A 25,787-nucleotide genomic window follows, 5' to 3' on the forward strand; every position below is an offset into this window, starting at 1 on the left:
GGCACCCGGGACACGACGGCCGCCCGGGACATGGTGGCCGTTCGGAAGACGGTGGCCGTCCGGAAGACGGTGGCCGTCCGGGACCGGCCGGCGGATGCTCGGCTCGGGCTGGACACCGGCGGCGGTGGTGCTCGCCGCGACGGTCGCGGTGCTGCTCCGCTACGGCACCCCGCCCCGGGACATCGCGGCGTTCGCCGGGTACGCCATCCTCGGGCTGGCGCTGCCGGGCACGCTGCTGGTGCGCGCCCTGTACCGGGGCCGGCGCACCCTCGGCGAGGAGATCGCGCTCGGCACCGCGCTCGGCTACGCGGTCGAGCTGCCGGTCTACGCCGCCGCGCGGGCCGCCGGGGCGCCGATGCTGGTCGCCGGCTGGCCGCTGCTCACCTGCGCCGTGTTCCTGCTGGTGCCCGGGCTGCGCCGGCACTGGCGCGCCGCGCCGGCCCGCCGGGCCCCGGCCCGCTGGTCGTGGTTCCTGGCCGCGATCCTGCTCTACCTGCTGGCGAGCACCGCGCTGCTGTCCTTCCGGTCGACTCCGCTCACCTGGCCGGCGCTCGGCACCGCGCAGTTCGACCTGCCCTTCAACCTGGGGCTGGTCGCCGAACTGAAGCATCACCTGCCGCCGCAGACCCCGACGGTGGCCGGCGAGCCGCTGCTCTACCACTGGTTCTTCGCCGCGCACCTGGGCGCGGCGAGCTGGCTGACCGGGACCGAGCCGCTGGTGCTGCTGGCCCGGCTCGGCATGCTGCCGGTGGCGGCGGTGTACGTGCTGCTGCTCGGCCTGCTCGCCCGGCGGGTGACCGGCTCGCGGGCCGGCGGGGCGCTCGGCGTGCTCGGCGCGCTCTTCCTGGCGCTGCCCAGCCTGTACGCCAACGCCAACGGCCTGGTCATGTTCACCGGCGTTCCCTACCTGCCGTTCCCGAGCCCGAGCACGACGTTCGGCGCGATGCTGTTCGTCCCGGTCGTGCTCCTGGTGACCGACCTGCTCGCCGGCCGGTGCGCCGGCCGGGCCTGCTGGGTGCTGCTCGCGGCGTTCCTGGCCGCCGTCATGGGAGCCAAGGCGACCTACCTGCCGGTGCTGGCCGCCGGACTGGCCGCGGTGGCCGGATTGGACCTGCTCCGGCGCCGGCCGCCGTCCCGGGCGGTGCTCGGCGCGCTGGGCATGACCGCCGGCGGCCTGCTGTTCGCCCAGCTGGTGCTGTTCGGCGGCACGCGCAACGGGCTGGTGGTCGTCCCGCTGTCGGTGGCCCGGCGGACCTGGGGCATGCTCGCCGGGCTCGGCGGCCGGACCGACCTGCCGCTGTCGGCGCCGGTGCTCGGCGTCACGCTGATCTTCGCCGCCGGGTGCGCGATGGCCTGGTGCGGCGTCCTCGGCCTGCTGCGCCGGCCGGCCGTGGCCCGCCGGCCCGAGGTGGTGCTGCTGCTCGGCATGGGGGCCGCCGGGGTGGCGGCGACGCTGCTCCTCGGCACCGCGACCGGCGCGTTCAACCAGGCGTACTTCTACCACGCGGTGACCCCGTACCTGGCGATCATGACCGCGCTGGGGTTCGGCGTGCTGCTGCGCCGCGAGCGGATCCCGGCGGTCGCGGCGGCGTGCGCGGCGGCCGGCGGGCTGGCGGCGGCGGTGGGGATCCGGGTGATCTGCGGGGTGCGGGTGCCGGTGCCGCCCGGCCAGGGCGGCCTGGTGTTCCTGCCGTACCTGGTGCTGGCCGCCGTCGCGGCCCTCGCCGCCGGCGGGATGCTCGCGCTGCGCGAGCGGCCGCGCCCGTGGGCGCTGCTGGTGGCGGCGGCGGTCGGCGCGGGCTCGCTCGGCGCCTGGCAGGCCCGGGTGTGGCTGCTCGCCCACCCCGGCGCCGAGCCGCGGATGTACCAGGACCACCGGCCGCCGCCCGAGCTGGTGCCGGGCGGCGCGCTCGCCGTGGCGCGCTGGCTGCGCGCCCATTCGGGTCCGGGCGATGTGGTGGCGACCAACGTGTACTGCCGGTGGGGGGTGGAGAACCCCTGCGACAGCCGGCAGTACTGGCTGTCGGCGCTGGCCGAGCGCCGGGTGCTGGTGGAGGGCTGGACGTACGCCACGCCGAACCTCGCCCGCTGGCGACCCGGGGAGATCCTGGAGCACCGGCCGCACTGGGACCGGCAGCGGATCGCGCTGAACGACACGGTCTTCGCCGACCCCACCCCGGCCGCGGTGGACCGGCTGCGCCAGGAGTACCGGGTGCGCTGGCTGGTGGCCGACGAGCGCTACCTGCCGCCCGGCGTCCACCTGGGCGACGTGGCCGGCTTCCGGCTCCGGGCCGGCGACTGGGCGGTCTACCAGGTACCCGGTCCGGCGTCCTGAAGGTGGTCACCGGACCGGCCGCGCCGGCGGCCCGGTCCCGGTGACCACCGGACCGGGACCGCCGGGCCGCGATTACGGACCCGGACCCCAGGCCGGACACCGGCCCCGGGCCGGCGGGCGGGACGACCGGACCCGCGGGCGCCACGACCGGTCCGCCGGACCAGGGCCGCCGGAGTGTGGCCGGGACCGGGAGCCGGCCCTCGTCGGCCGGACCCCGGCGGCCGGGCCCAGCGGACGGACTCAGCGGACGGACTCAGCGGCCGCGCTTAAGGGGCCGCCACCAGGCCTGGTGGTCGCGGTACCAGCCGACCACCTCGGCCAGTCCCCGGTCGAAGCCGACGGCGGGCAGGAACCCGATGGCGCGCAGCCGGCCGCTGTCCACCGCGTACCGGCGGTCGTGGCCGGGCCGGTCGGGCACCATGTCCACCCTGTCCCAGCCGGCGCCCACCGCGGCCAGCAGCCGATCGACCAGCTCCCGGTTGGTCAGCTCGACGCCGCCGCCGATGTTGTACACCTGCCCCGGCTCCCCCTTCTCCAGCACCAGCTGGATGCCCCGGCAGTGGTCGTCGACGTGAAGCCACTCGCGGACGTTCATCCCGTCGCCGTACAGCGGGACCCGCTCGCCGTCCAGCAGCCGGGTGACGAACAGCGGGATCAGCTTCTCTGGGTACTGGTAGGGCCCGTAGTTGTTGGAGCAGCGGGTGATCCGCACGTCCAGGCCGTGGGTGCGGTGGTAGGCGCGGCACAGCAGGTCGGCGCCGGCCTTGGCCGCCGAGTAGGGCGAGTTCGGCAGCAGCGGCTCGTCCTCGGTCCAGGCGCCGGCCGCGATCGACCCGTACACCTCGTCGGTGGACACCTGGACGAAGGTGCGCACCCCGCCCTCCAGCGCGGCCTGCAGCAGCCGCTGGGTGCCGAGCACGTTGGTGGTGACGAAGTCGCCCGCGCCGGTGATCGACCGGTCGACGTGCGTCTCGGCGGCGAAGTTGACCACCACGTCGTGCCCGGGGACGGTCTCGGCCAGCAGCGCGGCGTCGGTGACGTCGCCGTAGCGGAACGCGTAGCCGGGGTGGCGGGCCACCGGGGCGAGGTTGGCGAGGTTCCCGGCGTAGGTGAGGCGGTCCAGCACGGTGACGTGCGCGTTCTCGTACCCCGGGTAGGCGCCGCGCAGCAGCGAGCGCACGTAGTTGGACCCGATGAAACCGGCGCCGCCGGTGACCAGGACCTTCACACCTTCACCTGGATCCGGCTGTGGTCGCCGACCATGAGCTCGTGGGTGTTGCTCACGCCCGCCGCCCGGCTGACCTCGACGTTGCGGCCGATGAGCGAGTGCGCGATGCGCGAGACGCCGTCGACCGACGAGCCGTCCAGCACGATGGAGTACTCGATCTCGGCGTTCTGCAGCACGCAGCCGGCGCCGATCGAGGTGAACGGCCCCACGTAGGAGGAGATGATCTTGGCGTCCGCGCCGACCACGACCGGGCCGCGCAGCACCGAGTTCTCCACCACGGCGCCCGGTTCGACCACCACCCGCCCGGTGATCTCGCTGAGCCGGTCGACGGTGCCGGCCACCCCCGGCTCGACGCGTTCCAGCACCATGCGGTTGCACTCCAGGATGTCCTGGAGGCGGCCGGTGTCCTTCCAGTAGCCGCTCACCATGTGCGAGCGCACGGTGTGCCCGTTCTCGATGAGCCACTGGATGGCGTCGGTGATCTCCAGCTCGCCGCGCGCGGACGGGCGGATCTCGCGGACCGCGCGGTGCACGGCCGGGGAGAAGGCGTAGACGCCGACGATCGCCAGGTCGCTGCGCGGGTGCTCGGGCTTCTCCTGCAGCGCGCGGATCTCGCCGCCCGGCCCGAGCTCGGCGATCCCGTAGTACTGCGGCTCGGCCACCCGGGTCAACAGGATGCGCGCGTCGCAGGCCTCGCGGGTGAACGCCTCCACCAGGCCGCCGATGCCGCCCACCAGGAAATTGTCGCCCAGATACATGACGAAGGGGTCGCCGGCCAGGAAGTCGCCGGCGATGAGCACGCAGTGCGCCAGGCCGAGCGGGGCCGGTTGCTCGATGTAGGTCACCTCCAGGCCGAAGCGGGCGCCGTCCCCCACCGCGGCGCGGATCTCGGCGCCGGTGTCGCCGACGACGATGCCGCATTCGCGGATGCCGGCGTCCCGGATCGCCTCCAGCCCGTAGTAGAGCACCGGTTTGTTGGCGACCGGGACCAGTTGCTTGGCGGAGGTGTGCGTCAGGGGCCGCAGCCGCGTGCCCTTGCCGCCCGCCAGGACGAGTGCCTTCACGTCATGTCCTTTCCAGGGTCTCGCCGCCGGTCACGGAAGGTCCAGAACCGGTGGGTGAGGTAGTTCAGCGGGACGAACCCGACGAGCACCACCGCCTGGGCGGCCAGCACCGGCAGGTGGGCGGCCCCGACGAGCGGCGGCAGCCCGGCGAGCGAGCAGGCCAGGAAGCCCAGCCCCACCGCGTAGAAACGCAGATATCCGGCGATCCATGATTTCCGGCCGCCACGGAACACCACCAGGCGATACCAGGGATACACGGCCACCAATGTGATGAAATGACTGGCAACGACTACGCAAAGATAGGAAACCGAATCCCGAAAAATATGCAATCCGGCGGCCAGGATGGCGTAGTAGAGCAGCGCGGTCACCCCGCCGCTCACCAGGTATGTGATGAGGTGGCCGCCGAGCGCCGGGGTCAGGTGCCGCACTCGCGAATACGTCTTCCGGCCGCGACCGGTCCGACTACCGGTTTCGACCATACGAATTCCCCCGAATCGCGGTCGGACAGTCATCTCACGAATAGCTTAATGGGCCAATGCCGGATGAACGGCGAACAGCGGGGGAACTGATGTCGGTGTCGGTCGTCATTCCGTGTTACCGGTCCGCGCGGACCCTGGACGAGCTGGTGACCAGATCGGTGGCGGTGCTGCGCTCGCTGGCCGTGCCGCACGAGGTGATCCTGGTGGTGGACGGCAGTCCGGACGACACCTGGAGCGTGGCCGCGGCGCTGGCCCGCCGGTTCCCCGCGGTCCGCGCCGTGCACCTGTCCCGCAACTACGGCCAGCACAACGCGCTGGTGGCCGGCATCCGGGAGGCCGAGCACGACGTCATCGTCACGATGGACGACGACCTGCAGCACCCGCCCGAGCAGATCCCGCTGCTGCTGGCCGCGCTGGCCGGCGACCGGCTGGACCTGGTCTACGGGCTGCCGCACGAGGAGGAGCACGGCGCGGTGCGCAGCCTCGTCTCCCGGACCGTGAAGGCCGGCATGTCCGGCATGCTGGGCATCCGGTCCGCCCGGATGATCAGCGCGTTCCGCGCCTTCCGCACCCACCTGCGGCACGGCTTCGACCGGTTCGCCGGGCCGCACGCCTCGGTGGACGTGGCACTGTCCTGGGCCACCACCCGGGTCGGCTCGGTCGGCGTGCACATGGACCGCCGCCGCGACGGGCGGTCCACCTACACGCTGCGCATGCTGGTCCGGCACACCGCCAACATGCTGTTCGGCTACAGCACGATCCCGCTGCGGGTGGCCAGCTACCTGGGCTTCATGGTCGGGGTGTTCGGGCTGGTGATGGGCGCGGTGGTGCTGTGGAGCTTCGCGGTCGGCAACACCACCGTGGTCGGCTTCACCAGCCTGGCCTCGATGATCACCCTGTTCTCCTCGGCCCAGCTGATGGCGGTCGGCCTGCTCGGCGAGTACGTCGGCCGCATCCACGCCAGCGGCATGGGCCGCCCCACCTACGTCATCCGCGAACGCATCGGCTCCTCGGTATCGGTCTGACCCGGCCGGGCCGGGATCGGCCGGGCGCCGGTCCCGGCCCGGCCGGGTCAGGTCGCGGGCAGGAGGCCGGGGCGGACCAGGTGGAGGGTGTAGAAGGTGCTCACCGGCTCGAAGCCGTAGCGGGCCCAGGCCCGCTGCACCCGGGTGTGGTGGCCCTGGGTGGAGATCACCACCTCGGTGCCGCCGCCGGCGAGCGCGCGCTCCTCCACCGCGCGCAGCACGTGGGCGTACAGCCCTTGGGCCTGCCGGCCGGGCACCACTCCGGCCAGCAGGATCTCGGTGCGCGGCCCGTCTTCGGCCACGGTGGCGAGCCCGAACGTCCCGGAGCGGTCGACGGCGGTCAGGCAGTCGCCGGCCGCGGCCGACCGGCCGGCCCACTCGGCATAGCCGGCCTCGGCGCCGGCCGGGTCGAACAGCGGGTTCGCCAGGTAGTGACCGGCGTAGCCGGCGAAGATCTCCGCGGCCAGCCGCTCGGCGGTCGCGGGGTCGCGGGGCTCGGCGACCCGCAGGCCGGGCAGCGGATCGGGCGCGCGGCCGCGGCCGGCGGGCAGCCGCCAGTAGACCAGCGAGTCGGCCAGCAGGACGGTACGGCCGAGCGCGGCCAGCCCGGCGGCCCAGCCGGCCAGGTCCGCCGGGTAGCGCAGGATGATCACGTCCGCGGCGGAGTCCAGCACGGCCGCCCGCACCTGGGCGAACGCCTCCGGGGCGCTGCCGTCCGGCACGGTGAGCCGCTCGACCGGCCGGCCGAACCTGGCGGTGTCGTGCGGGGACGGGCAGGCGCGCACCTCCGGCGCGGCCATCACCTCCTGCCAGGCCATCAGGTCACCCGGAAGGTCTTGACCGCCTCGATCACCCGGCTCTGGGCGTCGTCCTCCAGCCCCGCGTACAGCGGCAGCCGGATCAGCCGGTCGGCGGCGCTCTCGGCGACCGGGCAGCCGCCGGGCGCGGTGCGGCCGAACCGCTGGCCGGCCGGGGAGCTGTGCAGCGGTGAGTAGTGGAAGATCGCCTGGATGCCGCGGGCCCGCAGGTGGGCGATCAGCTCCTGCCGGTTGGCCAGGTCGGGCAGCAGCAGGTAGTAGATGTGCGCCGGATGCTCGCACCCGTCGGGCACCCCCGGCCGGGCCACGCCCTGGGCGGCGGCCCAGTCGGCCAGCTCCTCGTGGTATCGCAGCCACAGCGACCGGCGCTGCGACTGGATCAGGTCGTAGGACTCCAGCTGGGCGACCAGCTGCGCGGCGAGGATCTCCGACGGCGCGAACGCGGTCCCGAGGTCCACCCAGCGGTACATGTCCACCTGGCCGCGGAAGAACTGGCGGCGGTTGGTCCCCTTGTCGTGCAGGATCTCGGCCCGCTCGGCGAGCCCGGCGTCGGCGGTGAGCACCGCGCCGCCCTCGCCGCACTGGATGTTCTTGGTGGCGTGGAAGCTCTGCGCGGCCAGCAGGCCGTACGAGCCGAGCGCCCGGCCGTGGTAGGTGCCGCCGAGGCCGTGCGCGTTGTCCTCGATGACCGCCAGATCGTGCCGCTCGGCGATCTTCATGATCCGGTCCATCTCGCAGGCCACCCCGGCGTAGTGCACGACCGCGATGGCCCGGGTGCGGCCGGTGATCGCCGCCTCGATCCGGTCCTCGTCCATGTTGAGGGTGTCCGGCCGGGAGTCGACGAACACCGGCACCGCGCCGCGCAGCACAAAGGCGTTGGCCGTCGCCACGAAGGTGAACGACGGCACGATCACCTCGTCGCCCGGCCGCGGGTCGAACGCCAGCGCGGCCAGGTCCATCGCGGTGGTGCCCGAGGTGGTCAACACGATGTGCGGCGCGCCGGTCACCTCGCGCAGCAGGTGGACGGCGCGTTCCCCGTAGTGGCCGTACCCGGAGGTCCACGGCCGGTGCATGGCGTCGGTGACGTAGGCGAGCTGGTCGCGGGCCACGTACGGGCGATGGAAGGGGATCTGGGTCATGTTCGAAGAGGTCACAGCGTCAATGAACACCAGCCGCCGCGGCACGACGGGGCGCGACGGCCGTGCTTGGACAAGTTCTTGCGCAACGCAGGCGCCGCCCAGATACCCGCGCCGCGCGCCATCTCGCGGCCCTCCGGTGGGATGGCGGCGGCCCGCGGGACAGGCCGCCCGCGCGGCAGGCGGCGCCGCGGCGGTTCCGGGCGATCCGGGAGCGGCGGGGGCGGCCCGATGCGCGGCCCGATGGGCGGTAAAGGTGCGGTCAGCGACCGGCCCCGGTTCGGCAGCGGCCCGGGTGCCGGACTCCGGGCGGTGCCCGGCCCGTGTACCTGTGTTCTTTCGGAGGTGGGGCCCATGGAGGCGACGCTGATCGAGCGGACCGTCGAGCTGGAGGACCGGCACTGGTGGTTCCAGGAGCGGCGCGCGATCATCGCGCGCGAGCTGCGCCGGCTGGACCGTCCCGGCCGGGCGCTGGATCTCGGCGGCGCCGGCGGCGGCAACGCGCGCGTATTCGTGCGGCACGGCTGGGACCCGCTGGTCGTCGACGCCTCGGAGACCGCGGTCCAGCTGGCCAAGGAGCGCGGCCTGCGGGCGATCCACGCCGACGCCTGCGACCTGCCGCTACCGGACGGGCACTTCGACCTGGCGCTGGCGTTCGACGTGCTGGAGCACATCGAGGACGACGCGGCCGCCGCCGCCGAGCTGGTCCGGGTGCTGCGGCCGGGCGGGCGGCTGCTGCTGGCGGTGCCGTGTGACATGGCGCTGTGGTCGGAGCACGACGTGGTGAGCGGGCACTTCCGCCGCTACACCCGGCCGTCGCTGCGGCAGGTGCTCACCGGCGCCGAGCTGGTGATCGACCGGATGTGGAGCTGGAACGTGCTGATGAAGCCGGTGGTCGCCTGGCGCCGGCGGCGGTGCTCGGGCAACGACGTCGGCGAGGTGCCGCCGCTGCTGAACGCCGCGCTGCGCACGGTGATCGCCGCCGAGCGGTACCTGCCGGTCTCCGCGCTGCCCGGCGTGTCGATCATGGTCCGCGCGCACCGCCCGGACTGACCGTCCTTTCGAGGGGGACCGCCATGCACCACCCGCCACCGCCCGCGCCCGGCACGCCGGGCGGGCCCGGCCTCGGCTTCGTGCTGGGCACCGGGCGCTGCGGCTCCACGCTGCTGTTCGACGTGCTGGCCCGCCACCCGGACGCGGGGTTCCCCACCAATCTGGACGACCACCTGCGCCGGGTGCCCGCGCCGCTACGCCGGCTCGGCACCGCCGCCCACCGCCGGCTGCCGCCGGGCTTCCCGCCGCGGCGGGTGCGGCCGGCCGAGGCGCAGGCCGCGATGGCCCGGGAGATCTCCCCGATGATCTCAGACCCGTTCCGCGACCTGCTCGCCGAGGACGTCACCCCCTGGCTGGCCCGGCGGGCGCGCGAGTTCTTCGCCGGGCGGGCCGCCGCGGAGGGCGTCCGGCACTACCTGCACAAGTTCACCGGCTGGCCCCGGGCCGGGTTCCTGCACGAGGTGTTCCCCGAGGCGCGGTTCGTGCACATCGTCCGGGACGGCCGGGCGGTGGCCAACTCCTGGCTGCAGATGTCCTGGTGGCGCGGCCATCTGGGCCCGGCGTCCTGGGACTACGGGCCGCTGCCCCGTTCCTATGCCGAGGAGTGGCACGAAGGCGGCCGGTGCCTGGTGCACCTGGCCGGCATCGGATGGAAGATCCTGATGGACGCCTTCGAGATGAGCCGGGCCGGCGTCCCGGCGCGGCTGTGGCTGGAGGTCCGCTACGAGGACCTGCTCGCCGACCCGCGCAAGCAGGTGGACGTGATCACCGAGTTCCTCGGCCTGCCCTGGACCACCGATTTCGAGCGGCGCTTCGCCCGCCAGCCCATCTCCGCCGGCCGCGCCGAGGCCTTCCGCCGGGATCTCACCCCGCGCCAGCTCGCGGTGCTGGACCGGTCGCTCGGCCACCGGCTGCGCCAGCTCGGCTACCCGGCCTGACCGCCGGCCCGGCACGAGGGGGAAGCGATGTGCGGGATCGCGGGGATCGTGGGCGCTGGCCCGCCGGACCCGGAGCTGGTGCGGCGGATGTGCGCGGTGATCAGGCATCGCGGCCCGGACGGCGAGGGCTTCCACACCGACGGGCGGGCCGCGCTCGGCATGCGCCGGCTGGCGGTGCTGGACCTGGTGGCCGGCGACCAGCCGGTGTACAGCGAGGACGGCCAGGTCGTGGCGGTGTTCAACGGCGAGCTGTACAACTTCGCCGAGCTGCGCGCCGACCTGGCCCGCCGCGGCCACCGGCTGCGCGGCACCGGCGACTCCGAATGCCTGGTGCACCTGTACGAGGAGCACGGCCCGGACCTGGTGCACCGGCTGCGCGGCATGTTCGCCTTCGCCGTGTGGGACCGCGGCCGGGGCCGGCTGCTGCTGGCCCGCGACCGGGTCGGCAAGAAGCCGCTCTACTGGCGGGCCGGCGGCGGCTCGATCGCGTTCGCCTCGGAGCTGAAGTCGCTGGCCTGCGACCCGGAGCTGCGGCGGGAGATCGACCCGGTCGCGCTGCACCACTACCTCACCCTGCAGTACGTCCCGGCGCCGCTGTCGATCTACCGGGGGGTGCGCAAACTGCCGCCCGGCCACCTGCTGGTCTGGCAGGACGGCGCGGTGTCGGTGCGCCGCTACTGGGAACTGGACCGCACCCCGCGCCCGCCGGGCGACCCGCGGGAGGCGGCGGCGCGGCTGCGGGAGCTGCTGCTGGAGTCCACCCGGATCCGGCTGGTCAGCGACCGGCCGGTCGGCGCCTTCCTGTCGGGGGGGATCGACTCCTCGGCGGTGGTCGCCGCGATGGCCCGGCAGGTCTCCGGCCCGGTCCGCACCTTCTGCATCGGTTTCGAGGACGGCCGCTACGACGAGCGGCACAAGGCCCGCCTGGTGGCCCGCCGGTACGGCACCGACCACCACGAGCTGGTGGTCACCACCGACCTGCTGGACGTGGTGCCCCGGCTGGCCTGGCACTTCGACGAGCCGTTCGCCGACTCCTCGGCGATCCCGAGCTTCTACGTGGCCCGGCTCGGCCGCGAGCACGTCACCGTGGTGCTCAACGGCGACGGCGGCGACGAGTCGTTCGGCGGCTACCAGCGCTACGTGCTGATGGGGAAGGCCGGCCTGCTGCCCGCGCTGCCCGGACCGCTGGCCGCGCTGGCCGGCCGGGCCGGTGACGCGATCACTGCGCGCGGCGAGCGCACCTCCCGGTCCCGGCGGATCGGCCGGCTTGCCCAGTTCGCCGCCGAGCCGCCGCCGCGCCGCTACGCGCGGCTGATGGCCGCCTTCACCCAGGCGCAGAAGATGGAGCTGTACACCGGTCCGCTGCGTGCCGCGCTGGCCGGCGTCGACAGCTACCGGCTGCTGGAGGACGCCGCGCACCGCTCGGGCGCCCGCACCGCGCTGGACCGGACGCTGAGCGTGGACCTGGCCACCTACCTGCCGGGTGATCTGCTGGTCAAGGTGGACATCACCTCGATGGCCAACTCCCTGGAGGCGCGGTCCCCGTTCCTGGACCACCGGCTGATGGAGTGGGCCGCCGCGCTGCCGCCCCGGTGGAAGATCCGCGGCGGTACCACCAAGGCGCTGCTGCGGCACGCGCTCGCGCCCTGGCTGCCGGCCGAGGTGCTCCGGCTGCCCAAGCAGGGGTTCGGCGTGCCGCTGGCCGACTGGCTGCGCGGCCCGCTGCGCGAGCCGGCCTTCGACCTGCTCACCGACGCGACCGCGCGCGAGCGGGGCCTGTTCCGACCGGAGGTGGTGCGCGGCATGCTGCACGCGCACGCCGCCGGCGCCGACCACGCGGTACGGCTGTGGACGCTGCTGCAGTTCGAGCTCTGGCACCGGGCGCACGCGGGCCGCCCGGCCCCCGGTGACGTCCCGCCCGGATTCCCCGCGCCACCGGACCCGGGAGCCGGCACGCCGTGCACGTCTGCGAAGTGATCAAAACCCTGGACATCGGCGGCGCCGAGACGCTGCTGGTCGCCCGGCTGCGCGCCGCCCCGCCCGGCAAGCGCTACACCGTGGTCTGCCTCCAGGCGGCCACCCCGGTACTGATCGACCGGCTGCGCGCGGCCGGGGTGGCCGTCGTCGACCTCACCGCCCGTCCGCGGGCGCTGCGCCTGGCGCTGCTGCCCGGCGTGGTGCGGCGGCTGCGACCCGACGTGGTGAACTGCCACTCCCCGCTGCCGGCGGTGGTACTGCGGCTGGGCCTGCCGCCGGGACGGCGCCGGCCGCCGCTGGTGTCCACGGTGCACCTGGTGACCCACCGGCGGTCCGTCCTGCTGGCCGACCGGGCCACCCGCCGGCTGGACGACCACACCGTCGCGGTGTCGGAGGAGATCGCCCGGTGCGCGACGGCCCGGCGCCGGCGCGGCGTCTCGGTCCGCCGGCACGGGGTGGACCTGGCCGCGCAGCGGCGGCACGCGGCCGAGGCCGCGGTGATCCGCAAGGAGCTGGACGTGCCGGACGGCGCGTGCCTCGTCGCGCACGTCGCCAACTTCCACCCGGTCAAGGATCATGCGACGCTGGTCGAGGCGGCGGCGCGGGTGACGGCGGCCGACCCGCGGGCGCTGTTCCTGCTGGCCGGCACCGGGCCGCTGCTGCCCCGGATCAGCGGCCGGGTCGCCGCGCTCGGGCTGGACCGGGTGCGGCTGCTCGGCCTGGTCCCGGACGCCGCCCGGCTGGTGGCGGCCGCGGACCTGCTGGTCCTCAGCTCCTGCTCCGAGGGACTGCCGGTGGTGGTGATGGAGGCGTTCGCCGCGGGCGTGCCGGTGGTGGCGACCCGGGTCGGCGGGCTGCCCGACCTGGTCACCGACGGCGAGAACGGTCTGCTGGTGCCACCGGGCGACCCGGGGGCACTGGCCGGGGCGGTGCTGCGCGCGATGCGGCCCGCGGTGCGCGACCGGCTGGCCGCGGCGGCGCGCCGCAGCGGAGAAGGGCTGGACATCGCCGACACCGCGCGGTGGTTCGACCGCCTGTACGACGAGCTGGCCGGGGCGCGGCGGGCACGGGGCCGGTGATCCGGCGGCCCGCCGGTCAGCGCACCGGGTCGCGTTCGGCGGCCGCCCGCCGGGGGACGCGCCGCTCTGCGGCACGGCGCAGGCCGGCGCGCACCGCCCGGCCGGCGAAGGCCAGGTCGGCGCGGCGGGGCAGCAACTCCCGGGCGGCCAGCCCGGTGGCCCCGAGGAACCAGGCGGCCTCCGCCACCGCCATGCAGATGTAGGTCGCGCAGGACACCAGCGCCGCGCCGGTCGCGCCGAGCGGCGGGATCAGCGCCAGGTTGAGCAGCACGTTGGCGGCCAGCGCGGCCAGCGCGATCGAGGTCATCAGCACCGGCCGTCCGAGCCGCACCAGGTGCTGCTCCAGCGGGCGCATCGCGATCAGCGCGACCATGCCCGGAGCCAGTACGGCCAGCGGTGCGACCGCGCCGGCGAACGCCCGGCCGTACACCAGCGGGATCAGCAGCGGGGAGGCCAGGGCCAGCAGCCCGGCCGAGCAGCAGGACAGCACCACGCCGAGCCGCACCGCCCGCGCGGTGAGCAGCGCGGCGGCAGGCAGGTCGTCGGCGGCCTGGCGGGCCAGCGCGACCTGGGCCACCGACTCGCCGGGGATCCGGGTCAGCTCCAGCAACCCGACGGCGATGGCGTACACGCCGGCCGCGGCGGGCGAGTGGCGGGCGTGCAGCAGCAGCACGTCGATGATCAGCAGCAGGTGGAAGGCGACCAGCCCGGGGTGGTAGCGGGCCGCGACCCGGAGCTGGTGGCGGGCCAGCCGCGGGTCGAAGGCCCGCGGCGGGAGCGGGCGCAGCGCCCGGGCCAGCAACGGCGCGGGCACGATCATGGCCACGGTCCAGCACAGGATCGCGGCGGGCAGGGTCAGCCGCCCGGTGGCGGCCAGCACCGCGGCCGACCCGCACTGGACGGCCCCGGCCGCGATGGCGCTGCGGTTGACCAGCTCGACCCGCGCCCGCAGCAGGGCGATGGCGGTGAGGTTGACGGTGACCGCGCCGAACGGCACGGCCAGCAACGCCACCAGTAGCAGCGCCGGGCGGGCGGGCAGCGCGCCGAGCAGGGCGAGCACCCCGCCGAGCACGGCGGCGGCGGTGCCGGCGGCCAGCCCCAGGGCCGGCGCGTTGACGCTGAGGGCCTGCCGCCGCTCCGCGCGCTCCCACAGCGATATCTGGGTGCGTTCCACCGAGAAGTGGCCGATCACGATCCCGGTGAAGGCGACGGTGGTGATGACCGCGTAGTGCCCGCGCCCGTCCGGGCGCAGGGCGTGCGCGATCAGGACGTTGGCCGCCGAGGCGAGCACGACCCGCAGCGCGCGGCGCGCGACGGTGCGCGCGACGCCGCGGGCCGGGATCGTCACCGGGCCGCCGCCTGGCGGGGCACGAACGGCCGCGCCTGCCCGCCGGGCGGCGCCTGCGGGCCGGCCGGCGGCACCGGGTGCCCGTCCCGTTCTCTGGTCCAGGCGACGGCGGCCAGCAGGCTGGCGACCATCACGATCGGCATTCGCTGGCGGAAGGTCAGCCCGATGTTGGCCATGCCGGTGGCGAAGGCCACGGTGGTGGGCACCAGGAACAGCAGCAGGACCAGCAGCACCGCCCGGTCGCGGCGCCACAGCCGGCGGGCCCCGGCCACCGCGTAGGCCAACAGCACGTACCACACGCAGGTGTCGATCTTCCCGAGTTGCAGCACCCGGCTGCCCGGGGTCCACGGGAACGGGGACAGCAACGTGTACAGCACCTTGGTGTGCAGCTCGCCCCACGCCCGGCCGCCGTCGTCGAAGCGGACACCCGACCCCTTGGCCTGGTGGTTGTGGCGCACGATGTCCGACTGCCCGGTGTCGAGCTGCGCCTCCATGCTCTGCACCGCCGGGCCCGGTACGGCGCTCCCGGCCAGCAGGAGCGCGCCGAGCAGGGCCGTGACGGCCAGCACCGTCGTGCGCAGCGAGACCAGGCGCCGCAGCCCGCTGACGCCGAGCGCGAGCGGCAGCACGCAGGTGAACACCATGTACGGGCGCACGTACCACAGCGCCCACAGCAGCGGCGCGATGGCCAGCGGCTTCCACAGCGCGAAGCGCCGGGTCATCGAGACACCGAGCGCCAGCGCGCCCACGGTGAACAGCGCGTTGAAGCCGTCCTTGTAGGTGTCGGCGGTGTGCAGCAGGAAGGACGGCATGAACGCGGTGACCGCCAGCAGCCGGAAGGCGGCCGGCGCGTCCGCGCCGACCAGCCGGGCGAAGCGGTAGACGACCACGCACAGCACGCAGGCGAGCGCGGCGACCACCGCGGTGCACCCCAGGGTGGCCAGGCCGCCGTTCAGCGTGATGACCAGCGCGAACACGTTGGCCGGCACCGCCACCGACAGCACCTCCGGCATGTCGTCGGCGCTGACGAAGGAGAGGCCCTCCCGCTGCCAGCGGTCGGCGACCATCATGCCGAGGCGCTCGTAGCCCAGGTTGTCGCCGCCGTAGCCGAGGAGCTGGTTGCGCTGCAGCAGGTACAGGGCGGCCAGCCGGGCGAGGTAGGCGGCCAGGATCACCGGCACCACCCTGGGGGCCTGGGACGCGTCCACGCCACGTCGCGCCACCGTCACCACGACGATCGCCAGCACGATGACGATCAGCACTTCCATGGGGTTCGGCCTCCCGCCGGCTCGCCAATTCGGCACGACCGGCCGGGGGCCGGATTCCGGCCAGGCCGAGCACCTCGCCAGACGCTAACCTCCGCGCATTCCGCCCGGGCCGCGGGACCACACCTGGCTGACGCGACGATGACCCGGGCCTGGTCTTTCTTTCCCCGCCGCTCCCCCGGACTCGGCCGACCGGCGGCGCGCCGACGGTATCGCATCCGTGACCTCGGTCGATATATCCGGCGCACAATTCCGCTTATATCGGGATCGCCTCCCCGGAAAAGCCGCCACGCGCTCCGGTCCGCCCACCCGTCCGGGAAATGGCACCGGGAAGCTCATGACCAAGTACCGAATAAGGAAACACTTTCACGCCGCTCGCGGCGGAACCGGGGAATACGAGAATCCGGCGGCTAGGTTCGAGGGCGTGACCAGGCACAATGCCCGAGAAGCCGCCGCGCCGCCGGACGGCCGCATTCGGGTCATGGAGATAATCGCGCGCCTCAACGTGGGGGGCCCGGCGACACAGATCTCCGGCATCCTGCGCGGCCTGAACCGCGAGGAGTTCGACCACCGGCTCTACACCGGCCAGGTCGACGGCGAGGAGTTCGACGACCTCCTGCTGCGCCGCGCCCCGGCCGGTCCGGGCGCGCCCGGCGTCCACCACGTCCCGGGCCTCGGCCGGTCCATCCGGCCTACCGACGACCTGCGCGCGCTCGCCCACCTGACCGCGGCCATCCGCCGCTTCCGCCCGCACGTCGTGCACACCCGCACCGCCAAGGCCGGCGCGCTCGGCCGGATCGCTGCGCTGCTGTCCGGCGTGCGCCCTGCCCGGGTGCACACCTTCCACGGGCACCTGCTGCACGGTCACTTCACCGGGCACCGGCTACGCGCCTACGTCTGGACCGAGCGGCGGCTCGCCTCGGTCACCGACCGGCTGGTCAGCGTCGGCGAGCGGGTCCGCGACGAGCTGCTGGCGGCCGGCGTCGGCCGGCCGGAGCAGTACGTGGTGATCCCGCCCGGCGTGCGATGCGACCGGACCGCCACCCGGTCGGCCGCCCGCGCCACGCTCGGCCTCCCTCAGGAAGGGCCGGTCGTGGCGTTCGTCGGCCGGCTGACCAGGATCAAGCGCCCGGACCGGCTGATCGCCACCGCACGCGCCGTGCTGCCCGAGGTGCCCGGCTGCCGCTTCGTCGTCTGCGGCGGCGGCGAGCTGGCCGGCCTGGTGGCCCAAGCCGCCGCCGCGCTGCCCGGCGCCTTTCTCCCCCTCGGCTGGCGGGCCGACACCCACACCGTCTATGCCGCCGCCGACGTGGTACTGCTCACCTCCGACAGCGAGGGCACCCCGCTGACCTTGATCGAGGCGGGGATGGCCGGCGTCCCGGTCGTCGCCACCCGGGTGGGCAGCGTGGCCGAGGTCGTGCTGGACGGCCGGACCGGGCTGCTGGCCGGCACGGACGCCGGCGAGCTGGCCCGGCAGGTGGTCCGGCTGCTCGCCGACCCGGCCCTGGCCCACCGGCTCGGCGAGGAGGGCCGCCGCTTCACGACCGGGCGGTTCTCCACCAGGCGCCTGGTCGCCGACACCGAGGCCCTCTACCGGGCCGTCGCGGCCGTCGACGGCCGCCGTGGGACCGGGCGGCGGGCGGAGGTGAAGGCATGAGGGTACTGGTGACCGGTGGCGCCGGTTTCATCGGCGCCAACCTGTGCCGCGCGCTCGCCGCCCGGCCCGAGGTCGAGCGGGTCACCGTGCTGGACGACCTCAGCAGCGGCGACCTGGTCAACCTGGCCGGTGTGGACGCCGACTTCGTGTTCGGCAGCGTGCTGGACGCCGGGCCGCTCGCCGAGCTGGTCGCCGGCGCCACCACCGTGGTGCACCTGGCGGCCCGGCCCTCGGTGCCGCGCTCGATCGCCGACCCGCTGGCGTCACACGCCGCCAACGCCACCGGGACGCTGCACGTGCTGGAGGCGTGCCGGACGACCATGCCGCACCTGATCGTCGCGTCCTCCTCCTCGGTGTACGGCGACAGCGCGGCGGAGTACAAGCACGAGGACCTGCCCACCCGGCCGTTGAGCCCGTACGGCGCCGCCAAGCTCGCCGCGGAGTGCTACGCGCTCGCCTACGCCGCGACCTTCGGGCTGCCGGTGCTGGCCTTCCGGTTCTTCAACGTCTACGGCCCGCTGCAACCGGCCGACCACGCCTACGCGGCGGTGGTGCCGGCGTTCGTGGCCGCCGCGCTGCGAGGCGAGCCGGTGCCGGTGCACGGCGACGGCTCCCAGTCGCGTGACTTCACCTACGTCTCGTCGGTCACCGACGTGATCACCGACGCGGTGCTCCGCCGGGTCACTTCGCCGATCCCGGTGAACCTGGCCTTCGGCACCCGGGCCCGGCTGCTGGACGTCCGCGACGCGCTCGCCGCCGTCCTCGGCCGGCCGGTGGCGGCGGAGTTCGGGCCGCCCCGGCCGGGCGACATCCGCGAGTCGAGGTCCTCGCCCCGGCGGCTGGGCGAGCTCTTCCCGAAGGTGCGGGCCGTCCCGCTGGAGGAGGGGCTGCGCCGCACGGTCGCCTGGTTCGAGACCTTCACCCGGCCGTTGCCGGACCGGCGGCTCAACGCCGGCCGGTGACCGCGCCTACCGTCCCGCATCCGCCTTCGCACGCCATAGGAGTAGCCGTGAACGCAACGGCCGGGAAGACCTATCTCATCACCGGCGGCAGCGGATTCGTCGGGTCGCATCTGACCGACGCGCTGCTCGCCCGCGGTGACTCGGTGGTGGTCCTGGACAACCTGTCGACCGGACGGCTGGAGAACATCGACCACGTCGCGGCACATCCGCTGCTGCGGTTCGTGCACGGGTCGGTGCTGGACGAGCTCATGGTCGACGAGCTGGTGCACCGCTGCGACGTCGTGGTGCACCTGGCCGCCGCGGTCGGGGTGAAGCTGATCGTCGAGCAGCCGCTGCGCTCGCTGACCACCAACATCCGCGGCTCGGAGATCGTCATCGAGGCGGCGCACCGCTACCGGCGCAAGATCCTCATCACCAGCACCAGCGAGATCTACGGCAAGAACTCCACCGGCCCGCTGCCGGAGACCGCCGACCGCATCCTCGGCAGCCCGGCGGTGGCCCGCTGGGCGTACAGCACCTCCAAGGCGGTGGACGAGATCCTCGCCAACGCCTACCACAAGGAGCGCGGCCTGCCGACGGTCATCGTGCGGTTGTTCAACACCGTGGGCCCGCGGCAGAGTCCGGCCTACGGGATGGTGATCCCGCGCCTGGTCCGCCAGGCGCTGCGCGGCGAGCCGCTGACGGTGTTCGGCGACGGCACCCAGACCCGCTGCTTCGCCCACGTGGCCGACGTGGTGGACGCCCTGCTGCGCCTGCTGGACCACCCGGACGCGGTCGGCGAGACCTTCAACGTGGGGTCCTCGCACGAGGTCAGCATCATGGAGCTGGCCAAGTGCATCATCGACCGCACCGGCACCACGGCGGGCATCGAGCAGATCCCTTACGCCGAGGCCTACGAGGCCGGCTTCGAGGACATGCTGCGCAGGGTGCCCGACACCGCCAAACTGCGCGCGCTCACCGGGTGGATGCCGCGGCGCACCCTGCCCGACATCCTCACCGAGACCCTGGCCGAGGCCCGCGACGAGCTGAAGGCGCCGGCCCGGTGAACACCGCGAGCCTTCTGGCGGCCGCCCTCGCGGCGCTGGCGCTCAGCGCGGCGGCGGTCCGGCCGCTCGGCCGGCTGGCCTGGCGCCTCGGCATGATCGACCGGCCGACCGGCGGCCACAAGCGGCACCCGCGGCCGGTGCCCTACCTCGGCGGCGTGGCCCTCGCGCTCGGCGCCCTGGTCCCGCTGCCGCTGGTCGCCGGCCTGCCCGAGCGCCGCATCGCCGCGGTGGTGTGCGGCGCGCTGATCGTCGGGCTGGTGGGCCTGATCGACGACGCGCGCCCGCTGTCCCCGGTGACCAAGCTGGCGGTGCAGGGCGCCGCGGCCACCGGCGTCGTGCTCAACGGGGTGAGCGTCCCGCTGACCGGTGGCTGGGCCGACGGCCCGGTCACCCTGCTGTGGGTGGTGCTGCTCACCAACTCGTTCAACTTCCTCGACAACATGGACGGCGCCCTGGCCTCGGTGCTCACGGTGAGCGCGGCCCTGCTGGCCGCCGCCGCCTTCGCCACCGGCCGGCCCGGGCCCGGCCTGCTTCTCACCGCGCTGTGCTACGCCTGCCTGGGCTTCCTGCTGCACAACTGGCCGCCGGCGAAGATCTTCCTCGGGGACTGCGGGTCGCTGTTCGCCGGTTTCCTGTTCAGTTGTTCGGCCGTGCTGCTCACCGACGGGCAGCCGCCCGTCGCGGCGCTCGGCGGGCTGCTGCTGCCCACCTTCGTGGCCACGGTGGACACCGTCATGGTCGTCTGGCACCGGGCCCGGATCGGCCAGTCGCAGCTGCAGGGCGGTCACGACCACCTCTCCCACCGGCTGCGCGCGGCCGGGTTCGGCGAGCGGCAGGTCGCGCTCGCCCTGGCCGGGACGGCCGCGATCGCGGGGACGGCGCACTTCGCGATGGTCACCGGCCGGCTGTCCCCGCCGGTCACCACGGCGGCGGGCATCGGCGTCGCGGCGGTGCTCGTCGTCCTGGCGCGGCGGCTGCGCGCCCCGGATCCGGACCTCTCCCACACCCCTACGTTCGACATCAGCGAAAGGCGATGATCAGTGGACCTGATCTCTCACGTGAGGCTGGCGCGCAGGTACTGGTTCCTGCTGCTGCCCGCCCTGCTCATCGGCGCGGTCGCCGCGATGGTCGTGACCGCCAACACCCCGCCCAGCTATCAGGCATCGCTCACGCTGCTGATAACGGGGAAGGAGGAGAGCAAGGGGAACGTCTACAGCGAGTTGCAGGCGATCGGGCTGTCCCAGCAGAAGGTGCAGTCCTACGCCAACCTGCTGATGAGCCGCCGGGTGGTCGGCCAGGTCCTCGCCAAGGACGGCCCGGGGCACGGCGTGGCCGGCGTCAAGGCCGAGGCGATCCCGCTGACCTCGCTACTGCGGGTCACCGTGGTGGACGGCGACCCGGCCCGGGCGGCCCGGCTGGCCAACGACCTGGCGACCACGTTCATCCACACCGTCGGGGAGATCGAGCATCCCGACCGTAAGGGTCGCTCAGGGGTGCGGGTCACCGTGGTGGACTCCGCCCAGCCGCCGGCGGCGCCGATCAGCCCCCGTCCGGTGCGCAACCTGGTGGTAGGGATGCTGCTCGCCCTGATCGGGGCGTACGGCACGCTGCTGCTCCGCGAGCGGCTGGACACCCGGATCCGCTCGCTTGAGCAGTTGCACGCCGTCGCCGGAGCGCCGGTGCTCGGGGTGATCCCGCGCGAGCGCGACGCCGAGCGCAACCCGCTGGTCGTGCGGCAGGAGGGCGCCTCGTCCCGGGCCGAGGCGTTCCGCGCGCTGCGCACCAACCTGCAGTTCCTCGGCGTGGACCGCCGGCCGCGGGCCCTGGTGGTCACCAGCTGCCTGCCCGAGGAGGGCAAGACCTCCACGGCCACCAACCTGGCGATCGTCTTCGCGCAGGCCGGCTGGCGGGTGCTGCTGGTGGACGCCGACCTGCGCAGGCCGCGGGTGCCCGCCTATCTGGGCATCGAGGGGGCGGCCGGGCTCACCGACGTGCTGATCGGCGAGGCCGCCCTGGAGGACGTGGTCCAGCCGTGGGGCGAGGGGGAGCCGCCGGTGGCGGTGCTGCCGAGCGGCCAGGTGCCGGCCAACCCCAGCGAGTTGCTCGGCTCGGAGGCGATGCGAAAGCTCGTCACCCGGCTGACCGCGCAGTACGACATGGTCATCTTCGACAGCTCGCCGCTGCTGCCGGTCACCGACGCCGCCGCCCTGTCGGCCATCTGCGACGAGGTGCTGCTGGTCTGCCGGATGGGCATGACCCGGCGCGGGCACCTGACCCGCGCCCGCGAGCTGCTCGACCCGGTGCACGCCCGGACCGTCGGGACGGTGCTGAACTTCGTGCCGCCCAAGGCCGACGAGCGGTACGGCTACAGCGCGGGCGCCCGTTACGGGTACGAGTCCGACCTCAGCAAGGAGCCGATGCCGGCCGCCGGCGGGTGACCGGCGCGGTGAGCAGGGCCAGCGGCACCCGCAGCGCGTCGGTCAGCCGGCGGGCGGTCAGCCGGTAGGCGAAGGCGGGCGCCCCGTAGGGGTCCGGGATGTCGGGCTGCTCCACCTGGACCAGCCCGCGCCGGGCCCGCACGGCCGCCAGCAGCGCGCCGGCCCGGGCCACCGGGTCGGCGTGACAGGTGATCGTCGAGGCGTCCACCGCGGCGGCCAGCGTGCCGAACTCCACGATGGTGAACATGCGGCCGGCGCCACGCGGATGCAGCCGGGCCACCCGGGCCCGGTGCGACTGGGCGGCCGTCAGCACCAGGTCGGCCTCGCGCACGATGCCGGCGGTGAGCCGCCGCGCGGCGAAGCCGTCGCTGTCCGCGCCGGCCTGCCGCAGCACGTGGACCGCGGGTGTGCTCATCGGCGCCCCGTCCACCGCGTCGGTGCCCGCGCTGGCCGCGACGATGGGCGAGTCCGGGCCGAGCGCGGCCCGGGTGAGGCGCTCGGCGATCGGCGACCGGCACAGGTTGCCGGTGCAGACGAACAGGATGCCGAACCGGGCGGGCCCGTCGCCGTCCGATGGGGCCGGACCTGCCGGACCTGCCGGACCGCCCGCCGCGCGGCCGCCCGGCGGCGGCCCGCCGGGCTCGCCTGGCAGCGGAGCACGGTCCATGAGGTCACGGTAACCGGGACCGGGCCGGGGGCCGGGGCGCGACGCGCGCCGTTTACTCTCTCCGCACATACTCCGGATTCCGGAGATGACAGATATGACGCCATTGAGCGGCCTGCTGGGGTTTCAGCGCGGGCAGCCGGACCGGTCGTCGGCGATCCGGGTGAGCTGCGGCCGGGCCAGCGGCTGCACCGGCACCGCGGGGGCCGCCGCCGAATACGGCTCGACCAGGTCGAGCTCCAGGATGCGCGCCCGCCGCGGCGCCATCTCCAGCACCGCCGAGAACACCGGATGCGACCGCTCGGTCTCGGCGATGAGATTCACCGGCACGCCGTCCAGCCGGGCCGCCCGCAGCCGGGCCCCCACCGCCGCGTACAGCGACACCCACAGCTTGTTGGCGCCCGGGACGTGCGCCCGGCCCGGCGCGTCCAGCCGGCCGGCGACATAGCCGGGCAGCGGCCCGGCCGGCACGTCGTTGACCAGCCGGGCCCGCACGGTCGTGCGCCGCTCGGCGCCCGCGCAGCGGCGCAGCCGGTAGTGGAGCGTGCGGCCCAGGTAGAAGTCCAGCTTGCCGCCGGCGGAGTTGTTCACCACCAGTTGCGCGTACGGCCCCGGGGTCTCCGGCAGCACCCCGCCCAGCGGGGTCGGCGACAGCCGCCGCTCCTCGGCGTCGTGCCGGCTCCAGACCTGCAGGCGGCGCTCCCCCGCCAGCCGTGCCAGCACCGGCACCATCCGGAACGGCCGGGCGAACGTCCGGGGCAGCCGGCCGGCGACGGCCTCGGCGATGGTGAGCAGGAACCGCTTGCGCGCCCGCTGGTCGGGATAGCGCTCGTAGGCCACCCGCTCGGTGAGGTCCACCACCCCGCCCGCGGTCACCTTCTCCCCGCCGGGCAGCGTCACCGGGCCGGTGACCTCCAGCAGGTAGGACAGTCCGACCGGGTCGATGGCCACCGCGCCGTCCAGCCGGCGGCCGGTGGTGCGCTCCCACAGTCCCGTCCAGGTCCGCGCCGCGTACGGCAGGTGCGGCGACAGGTTGGAGATGGACATCAGCCGGGTCGCGTCCGCCCCGTAGCGGGCCTGGAAGGCGGGGCCGTGGTCGACGACCGGCACCGGGCTGCCGGCCAGCCGGTCGTCGGCGGCCAGGCCGCGCACGGTGACCCGCCCCCGGTCGGCGGCCAGGATGCCGTAGGCGCCCACCAGCCCGCCGGTGCCGCGAGCCTCGGCGTTGGTCTGGAACGCCAGGAAGTACCCGCGCGGGCCGGCGTGCCCGAGCATCGGCGGCAGCAGCGCCGCGGCGGTGGCGGCGTCGCCGAGCCGGTCGCGCAGCCCGGCCACCTCGCGGCGCACCGAGGCCAGCGCCCGGTCCACCGAGTCCACGCCGGTGCGGGCGGGCAGTTCCGACAGGTCGGCGCCGGTGCGGGCCAGCCGGGCGGTGCCGGCGTCCAGCACCGGGGCGGCGGCGGCGAGCTGGGCCAGCAGCTGGCGAACGTCGCCGAGCGAGTGCCTGCGGGTGGTGAGGAACACCGCGCCGGCCCGCCGCACGTCGGCGAGCACGCCGGTCAGCTCCGCCGAGCCCACCGCGAGCCCGCGCACCGTCGTCGCCGCGTCGCCGGCCACCGGCGCCCGCGCGAGCAGCCACCACGTCGGCCCGCCGGTGAGCCGGCGCGCCTCGGTGGCGTGCGCGCGGGCGCTCGCCAGCGCGGCGCCCATCCGCTCGGTGTCGCCGGCCGCCATCGCGACGCGCATCCGCATCAGGTCGCTGCGGGCCGCCTCCAGGTGGTCGCGGGTGTCCACCGCCAGGTGCGCCGCCCGGCCCGCGCCGAGTGCCGCCAGGCCGGCCGCGGCGAGCCCGCCGAGCACCACCCGCCGCCACCGGCCGCCGGTGCGGGCCCGGGTCCCGATCCCGGGCGGGACCGGCGCGCCGGGCAGGGTGTCGTCCGCGGCCGGCGGGTGCGCGCCCGCCGCGGTGTGCTCCCGGCCCGGCCCGGTCACCGGAACAGCCGGCCGCGGGACGGGCGGCGCAGGGTGGAGGCCAAGGCGACGCCGCCCGCGATGAGCAGCGTGCCGCCGAGAACGGCCAGCGCCGCCAGCGGGGCGCCGGTCACCGGCAGCCGCGCGCCGGGCGTGCTCCGCGCGGCCGGGGACGTCCCCGCAGGCCCGCCGGGCGCCTGCGCACCGGATCCGCCTCCGGGCGCCCGCTCACCGGCCCGGCCGCCGCCACCGCTCGCCTGCTCCTCTTGCCCGAGCAGCCGGTCGGCCTGGATCACTTCCTGGTCGCCGGCCGCCGCATCGCCGGTGAAGGCGGCGGGGCTGCCGTCCAGCCGGTGAACGACCCTCCCGGGGAGCCTTGCGGTCGAACCGCCGGCCGCGGCGGCGGCACCCGTGGCCGGGACACCGGCCATTCCGGTTCCCGGCACGCTCGCCGCCGGCAGGGTGCCGGCGGCCGTCGAGGTCGACGCCGCCGCGCCGGACCCGCCGGCCGCCGGAGCGGAGGCGCCAGGCGCGGTCGCGCCTGGAACGGCCGTACCCGAGCCGGTGGTGCCGGTGGCCGCCGGGCCCGCCTGGGCGCCGGCACGCGCGGCTCCGCCCGGTCCGGGTGTCCCGGCCGCGCCGGTTGCCGGCCGCTGCGGGACGGCCGAGGCGGCCGGTGCGGCCTGCGCTCCGGGCGCCCCGGCCGGAGTGGTCCGGCCGGGCGTCGCCGTCCCGGCGGCGTTCCCCCGCCCCGCCGCGCCCACCGGCGGCACCGAGCACGGGCCGGTCCAGGTCGAGGTCTCGCCGCCGGTGTACCGCGACTGCACGAAGTAGGTGTAGCCGGTGGCCGGGTCCACGGTGTCGATGTAGGACGTCACGTTGCCGAGCGTGATCAGCAGCGACTCGCCCGGCCACAGGCGGGTGATGTTGTACCCGGCCAGCCCGGCGGTCTCCAGCGGCGCGAGCCAGGCCACCGTCACCGTGGTCGGCGAGGTGCGGGTGCAGGTCAGATTCCGCGGCGCCCGCACCGTGGGCGGCACCGGCGGGTAGGGCTGCGCCGGGACCGCCATCGGCCGGCCCGCCGCGGCGGCCGCGGCCGCCGGCCCGGCGGTGCCGAGCGCCGGCAGGGCCGCGAGCGCCACCGCGAGCGCCAGCGGAACGCCGCGCAAGACCATCATGACGAATCTCCCCCCGCGAGCCGGCCCGTGCAGGTCCGGTGCGCGCCGGCCGGCGCGCCCGTGACATCCGGTTCTATGCCCGCGAGCCGCCGGGCGCCCCGGCAGGTGTCCAGCCCTTACCAAAAG

Annotated in this window: 21 protein-coding genes; 11 read left to right on the top strand and 10 right to left on the bottom strand. The window is 75.2% G+C overall.

The window, feature by feature from the left end; genetic code table 11:
- Positions 1–94 precede the first annotated feature (94 nt).
- Positions 95–2,335, top strand: a complete 2,241-nt coding sequence (locus Sru01_RS18350; RefSeq protein WP_203987609.1) for a hypothetical protein — start codon at positions 95–97, stop codon at positions 2,333–2,335.
- A gap of 253 nt (positions 2,336–2,588) precedes the next feature.
- Here the strand turns inward: Sru01_RS18350 and rfbB are convergent, their stop codons facing one another.
- Genes rfbB through Sru01_RS18365 form a run of 3 tightly spaced genes read right to left on the bottom strand, consistent with a single transcriptional unit; the run spans position 2,589 to position 5,055 of the window.
- A complete protein-coding gene (rfbB, locus tag Sru01_RS18355) occupies positions 2,589–3,563 on the bottom strand; it encodes a dTDP-glucose 4,6-dehydratase (protein ID WP_203987612.1) in 975 nt (324 codons plus the stop codon).
- Complete coding sequence (locus tag Sru01_RS18360; protein ID WP_203987615.1) at positions 3,560–4,627, bottom strand: glucose-1-phosphate thymidylyltransferase; 1,068 nt, start codon at positions 4,625–4,627, stop codon at positions 3,560–3,562. Before Sru01_RS18360 ends, rfbB begins: the two co-directional genes overlap by 4 nt.
- Positions 4,624–5,055 carry a GtrA family protein gene (locus tag Sru01_RS18365; protein ID WP_203987618.1) on the bottom strand — a complete coding sequence of 144 codons (432 nt, stop codon included), beginning with the start codon at positions 5,053–5,055 and terminating at the stop codon, positions 4,624–4,626. The genes Sru01_RS18360 and Sru01_RS18365 overlap by 4 nt, the downstream gene beginning before the upstream one ends.
- A 107-nt stretch (positions 5,056–5,162) precedes the next feature.
- Here Sru01_RS18365 and Sru01_RS18370 point away from each other — a divergent pair, with 107 nt between their 5' ends.
- The gene (locus Sru01_RS18370; protein WP_239137531.1) at positions 5,163–6,131 is read left to right on the top strand and encodes a glycosyltransferase family 2 protein; all 969 of its coding nucleotides are present in this window, start codon (positions 5,163–5,165) and stop codon (positions 6,129–6,131) included.
- 47 nt (positions 6,132–6,178) lie between these two features.
- Here the strand turns inward: Sru01_RS18370 and Sru01_RS18375 are convergent, their stop codons facing one another.
- A complete protein-coding gene (locus Sru01_RS18375) occupies positions 6,179–6,949 on the bottom strand; it encodes an N-acetyltransferase (protein ID WP_203987621.1) in 771 nt (256 codons plus the stop codon).
- Positions 6,949–8,103, bottom strand: coding sequence for a dTDP-4-amino-4,6-dideoxygalactose transaminase (gene rffA, locus Sru01_RS18380; RefSeq protein WP_239137532.1), 1,155 nt, complete (start codon positions 8,101–8,103; stop codon positions 6,949–6,951). Before rffA ends, Sru01_RS18375 begins: the two co-directional genes overlap by 1 nt.
- A 336-nt stretch (positions 8,104–8,439) precedes the next feature.
- Here rffA and Sru01_RS18385 point away from each other — a divergent pair, with 336 nt between their 5' ends.
- Genes Sru01_RS18385 through Sru01_RS18400 form a run of 4 tightly spaced genes read left to right on the top strand, consistent with a single transcriptional unit; the run spans position 8,440 to position 13,132 of the window.
- Complete coding sequence (locus Sru01_RS18385; protein WP_203987624.1) at positions 8,440–9,138, top strand: class I SAM-dependent methyltransferase; 699 nt, start codon at positions 8,440–8,442, stop codon at positions 9,136–9,138.
- Positions 9,139–9,161: 23 nt separating this feature from the next.
- A complete protein-coding gene (locus Sru01_RS18390) occupies positions 9,162–10,076 on the top strand; it encodes a sulfotransferase family protein (protein ID WP_203987627.1) in 915 nt (304 codons plus the stop codon).
- Positions 10,077–10,103: 27 nt separating this feature from the next.
- On the top strand, positions 10,104–12,053 hold the full coding sequence (gene asnB, locus Sru01_RS18395) for an asparagine synthase (glutamine-hydrolyzing) (RefSeq protein ID WP_275412185.1): 1,950 nt from the start codon (positions 10,104–10,106) through the stop codon (positions 12,051–12,053).
- Positions 12,035–13,132, top strand: coding sequence for a glycosyltransferase (locus Sru01_RS18400; protein ID WP_203987633.1), 1,098 nt, complete (start codon positions 12,035–12,037; stop codon positions 13,130–13,132). Before asnB ends, Sru01_RS18400 begins: the two co-directional genes overlap by 19 nt.
- Positions 13,133–13,148: 16 nt before the next feature.
- Here the strand turns inward: Sru01_RS18400 and Sru01_RS18405 are convergent, their stop codons facing one another.
- Both Sru01_RS18405 and Sru01_RS18410 read right to left on the bottom strand, forming a co-directional pair.
- The gene (locus tag Sru01_RS18405) at positions 13,149–14,480 is read right to left on the bottom strand and encodes an MATE family efflux transporter (protein ID WP_203987636.1); all 1,332 of its coding nucleotides are present in this window, start codon (positions 14,478–14,480) and stop codon (positions 13,149–13,151) included.
- Entirely contained in the window at positions 14,477–15,748 is a 1,272-nt protein-coding gene (locus tag Sru01_RS18410) for a hypothetical protein (protein ID WP_203987639.1), read from the bottom strand. The genes Sru01_RS18405 and Sru01_RS18410 overlap by 4 nt, the downstream gene beginning before the upstream one ends.
- A 421-nt stretch (positions 15,749–16,169) precedes the next feature.
- Between Sru01_RS18410 and Sru01_RS18415 the strand changes: the two genes are divergently transcribed.
- The 5 genes from Sru01_RS18415 to Sru01_RS18435 are packed head-to-tail and all read left to right on the top strand — an operon-like array spanning position 16,170 to position 21,848.
- Complete coding sequence (locus Sru01_RS18415) at positions 16,170–17,402, top strand: glycosyltransferase (protein ID WP_239137533.1); 1,233 nt, start codon at positions 16,170–16,172, stop codon at positions 17,400–17,402.
- On the top strand, positions 17,399–18,364 hold the full coding sequence (locus Sru01_RS18420; protein ID WP_203987642.1) for an NAD-dependent epimerase/dehydratase family protein: 966 nt from the start codon (positions 17,399–17,401) through the stop codon (positions 18,362–18,364). Before Sru01_RS18415 ends, Sru01_RS18420 begins: the two co-directional genes overlap by 4 nt.
- 47 nt (positions 18,365–18,411) lie before the next feature.
- Positions 18,412–19,410, top strand: coding sequence for an NAD-dependent epimerase/dehydratase family protein (locus Sru01_RS18425; RefSeq protein ID WP_203987645.1), 999 nt, complete (start codon positions 18,412–18,414; stop codon positions 19,408–19,410).
- Positions 19,407–20,447: an MraY family glycosyltransferase gene (locus Sru01_RS18430; protein ID WP_203987648.1), complete on the top strand. Its 1,041-nt coding sequence runs from the start codon at positions 19,407–19,409 to the stop codon at positions 20,445–20,447. Before Sru01_RS18425 ends, Sru01_RS18430 begins: the two co-directional genes overlap by 4 nt.
- 3 nt (positions 20,448–20,450) lie before the next feature.
- Complete coding sequence (locus tag Sru01_RS18435) at positions 20,451–21,848, top strand: tyrosine-protein kinase domain-containing protein (RefSeq protein ID WP_203987657.1); 1,398 nt, start codon at positions 20,451–20,453, stop codon at positions 21,846–21,848.
- Here Sru01_RS18435 and Sru01_RS18440 read toward each other — a convergent pair.
- The 3 genes from Sru01_RS18440 to Sru01_RS18450 form a co-directional block, all read right to left on the bottom strand.
- Positions 21,814–22,515: an arsenate reductase/protein-tyrosine-phosphatase family protein gene (locus Sru01_RS18440; RefSeq protein WP_203987661.1), complete on the bottom strand. Its 702-nt coding sequence runs from the start codon at positions 22,513–22,515 to the stop codon at positions 21,814–21,816. The genes Sru01_RS18435 and Sru01_RS18440 overlap by 35 nt on opposite strands.
- 123 nt (positions 22,516–22,638) lie before the next feature.
- Positions 22,639–24,504: a DUF4012 domain-containing protein gene (locus Sru01_RS36255; protein WP_203987664.1), complete on the bottom strand. Its 1,866-nt coding sequence runs from the start codon at positions 24,502–24,504 to the stop codon at positions 22,639–22,641.
- On the bottom strand, positions 24,501–25,661 hold the full coding sequence (locus tag Sru01_RS18450) for a fibronectin type III domain-containing protein (RefSeq protein WP_203987679.1): 1,161 nt from the start codon (positions 25,659–25,661) through the stop codon (positions 24,501–24,503). Before Sru01_RS18450 ends, Sru01_RS36255 begins: the two co-directional genes overlap by 4 nt.
- Positions 25,662–25,787: the final 126 nt, after the last annotated feature.

Source organism: Sphaerisporangium rufum, from assembly GCF_016863395.1.
GTDB classification, from domain to species: Bacteria; Actinomycetota; Actinomycetes; order Streptosporangiales; family Streptosporangiaceae; genus Sphaerisporangium; species Sphaerisporangium rufum.

Bases quoted from the DNA above. Each gene is read 5' to 3' on its own strand.
- Sru01_RS18350 (WP_203987609.1), top strand. From the start codon at position 95: ATGCTCGGCTCGGGCTGGACACCGGCGGCGGTGGTGCTCGCCGCGACG.
- Sru01_RS18370 (WP_239137531.1), top strand. From the start codon at position 5,163: ATGCCGGATGAACGGCGAACAGCGGGGGAACTGATGTCGGTGTCGGTC.
- Sru01_RS18375 (WP_203987621.1), bottom strand. From the start codon at position 6,949: ATGGCCTGGCAGGAGGTGATGGCCGCGCCGGAGGTGCGCGCCTGCCCG.
- Sru01_RS18385 (WP_203987624.1), top strand. From the start codon at position 8,440: ATGGAGGCGACGCTGATCGAGCGGACCGTCGAGCTGGAGGACCGGCAC.
- Sru01_RS18390 (WP_203987627.1), top strand. From the start codon at position 9,162: ATGCACCACCCGCCACCGCCCGCGCCCGGCACGCCGGGCGGGCCCGGC.
- asnB (WP_275412185.1), top strand. From the start codon at position 10,104: ATGTGCGGGATCGCGGGGATCGTGGGCGCTGGCCCGCCGGACCCGGAG.
- Sru01_RS18410 (WP_203987639.1), bottom strand. From the start codon at position 15,748: ATGGAAGTGCTGATCGTCATCGTGCTGGCGATCGTCGTGGTGACGGTG.
- Sru01_RS18420 (WP_203987642.1), top strand. From the start codon at position 17,399: ATGAGGGTACTGGTGACCGGTGGCGCCGGTTTCATCGGCGCCAACCTG.
- Sru01_RS18440 (WP_203987661.1), bottom strand. From the start codon at position 22,515: ATGGACCGTGCTCCGCTGCCAGGCGAGCCCGGCGGGCCGCCGCCGGGC.
- Sru01_RS18450 (WP_203987679.1), bottom strand. From the start codon at position 25,661: ATGATGGTCTTGCGCGGCGTTCCGCTGGCGCTCGCGGTGGCGCTCGCG.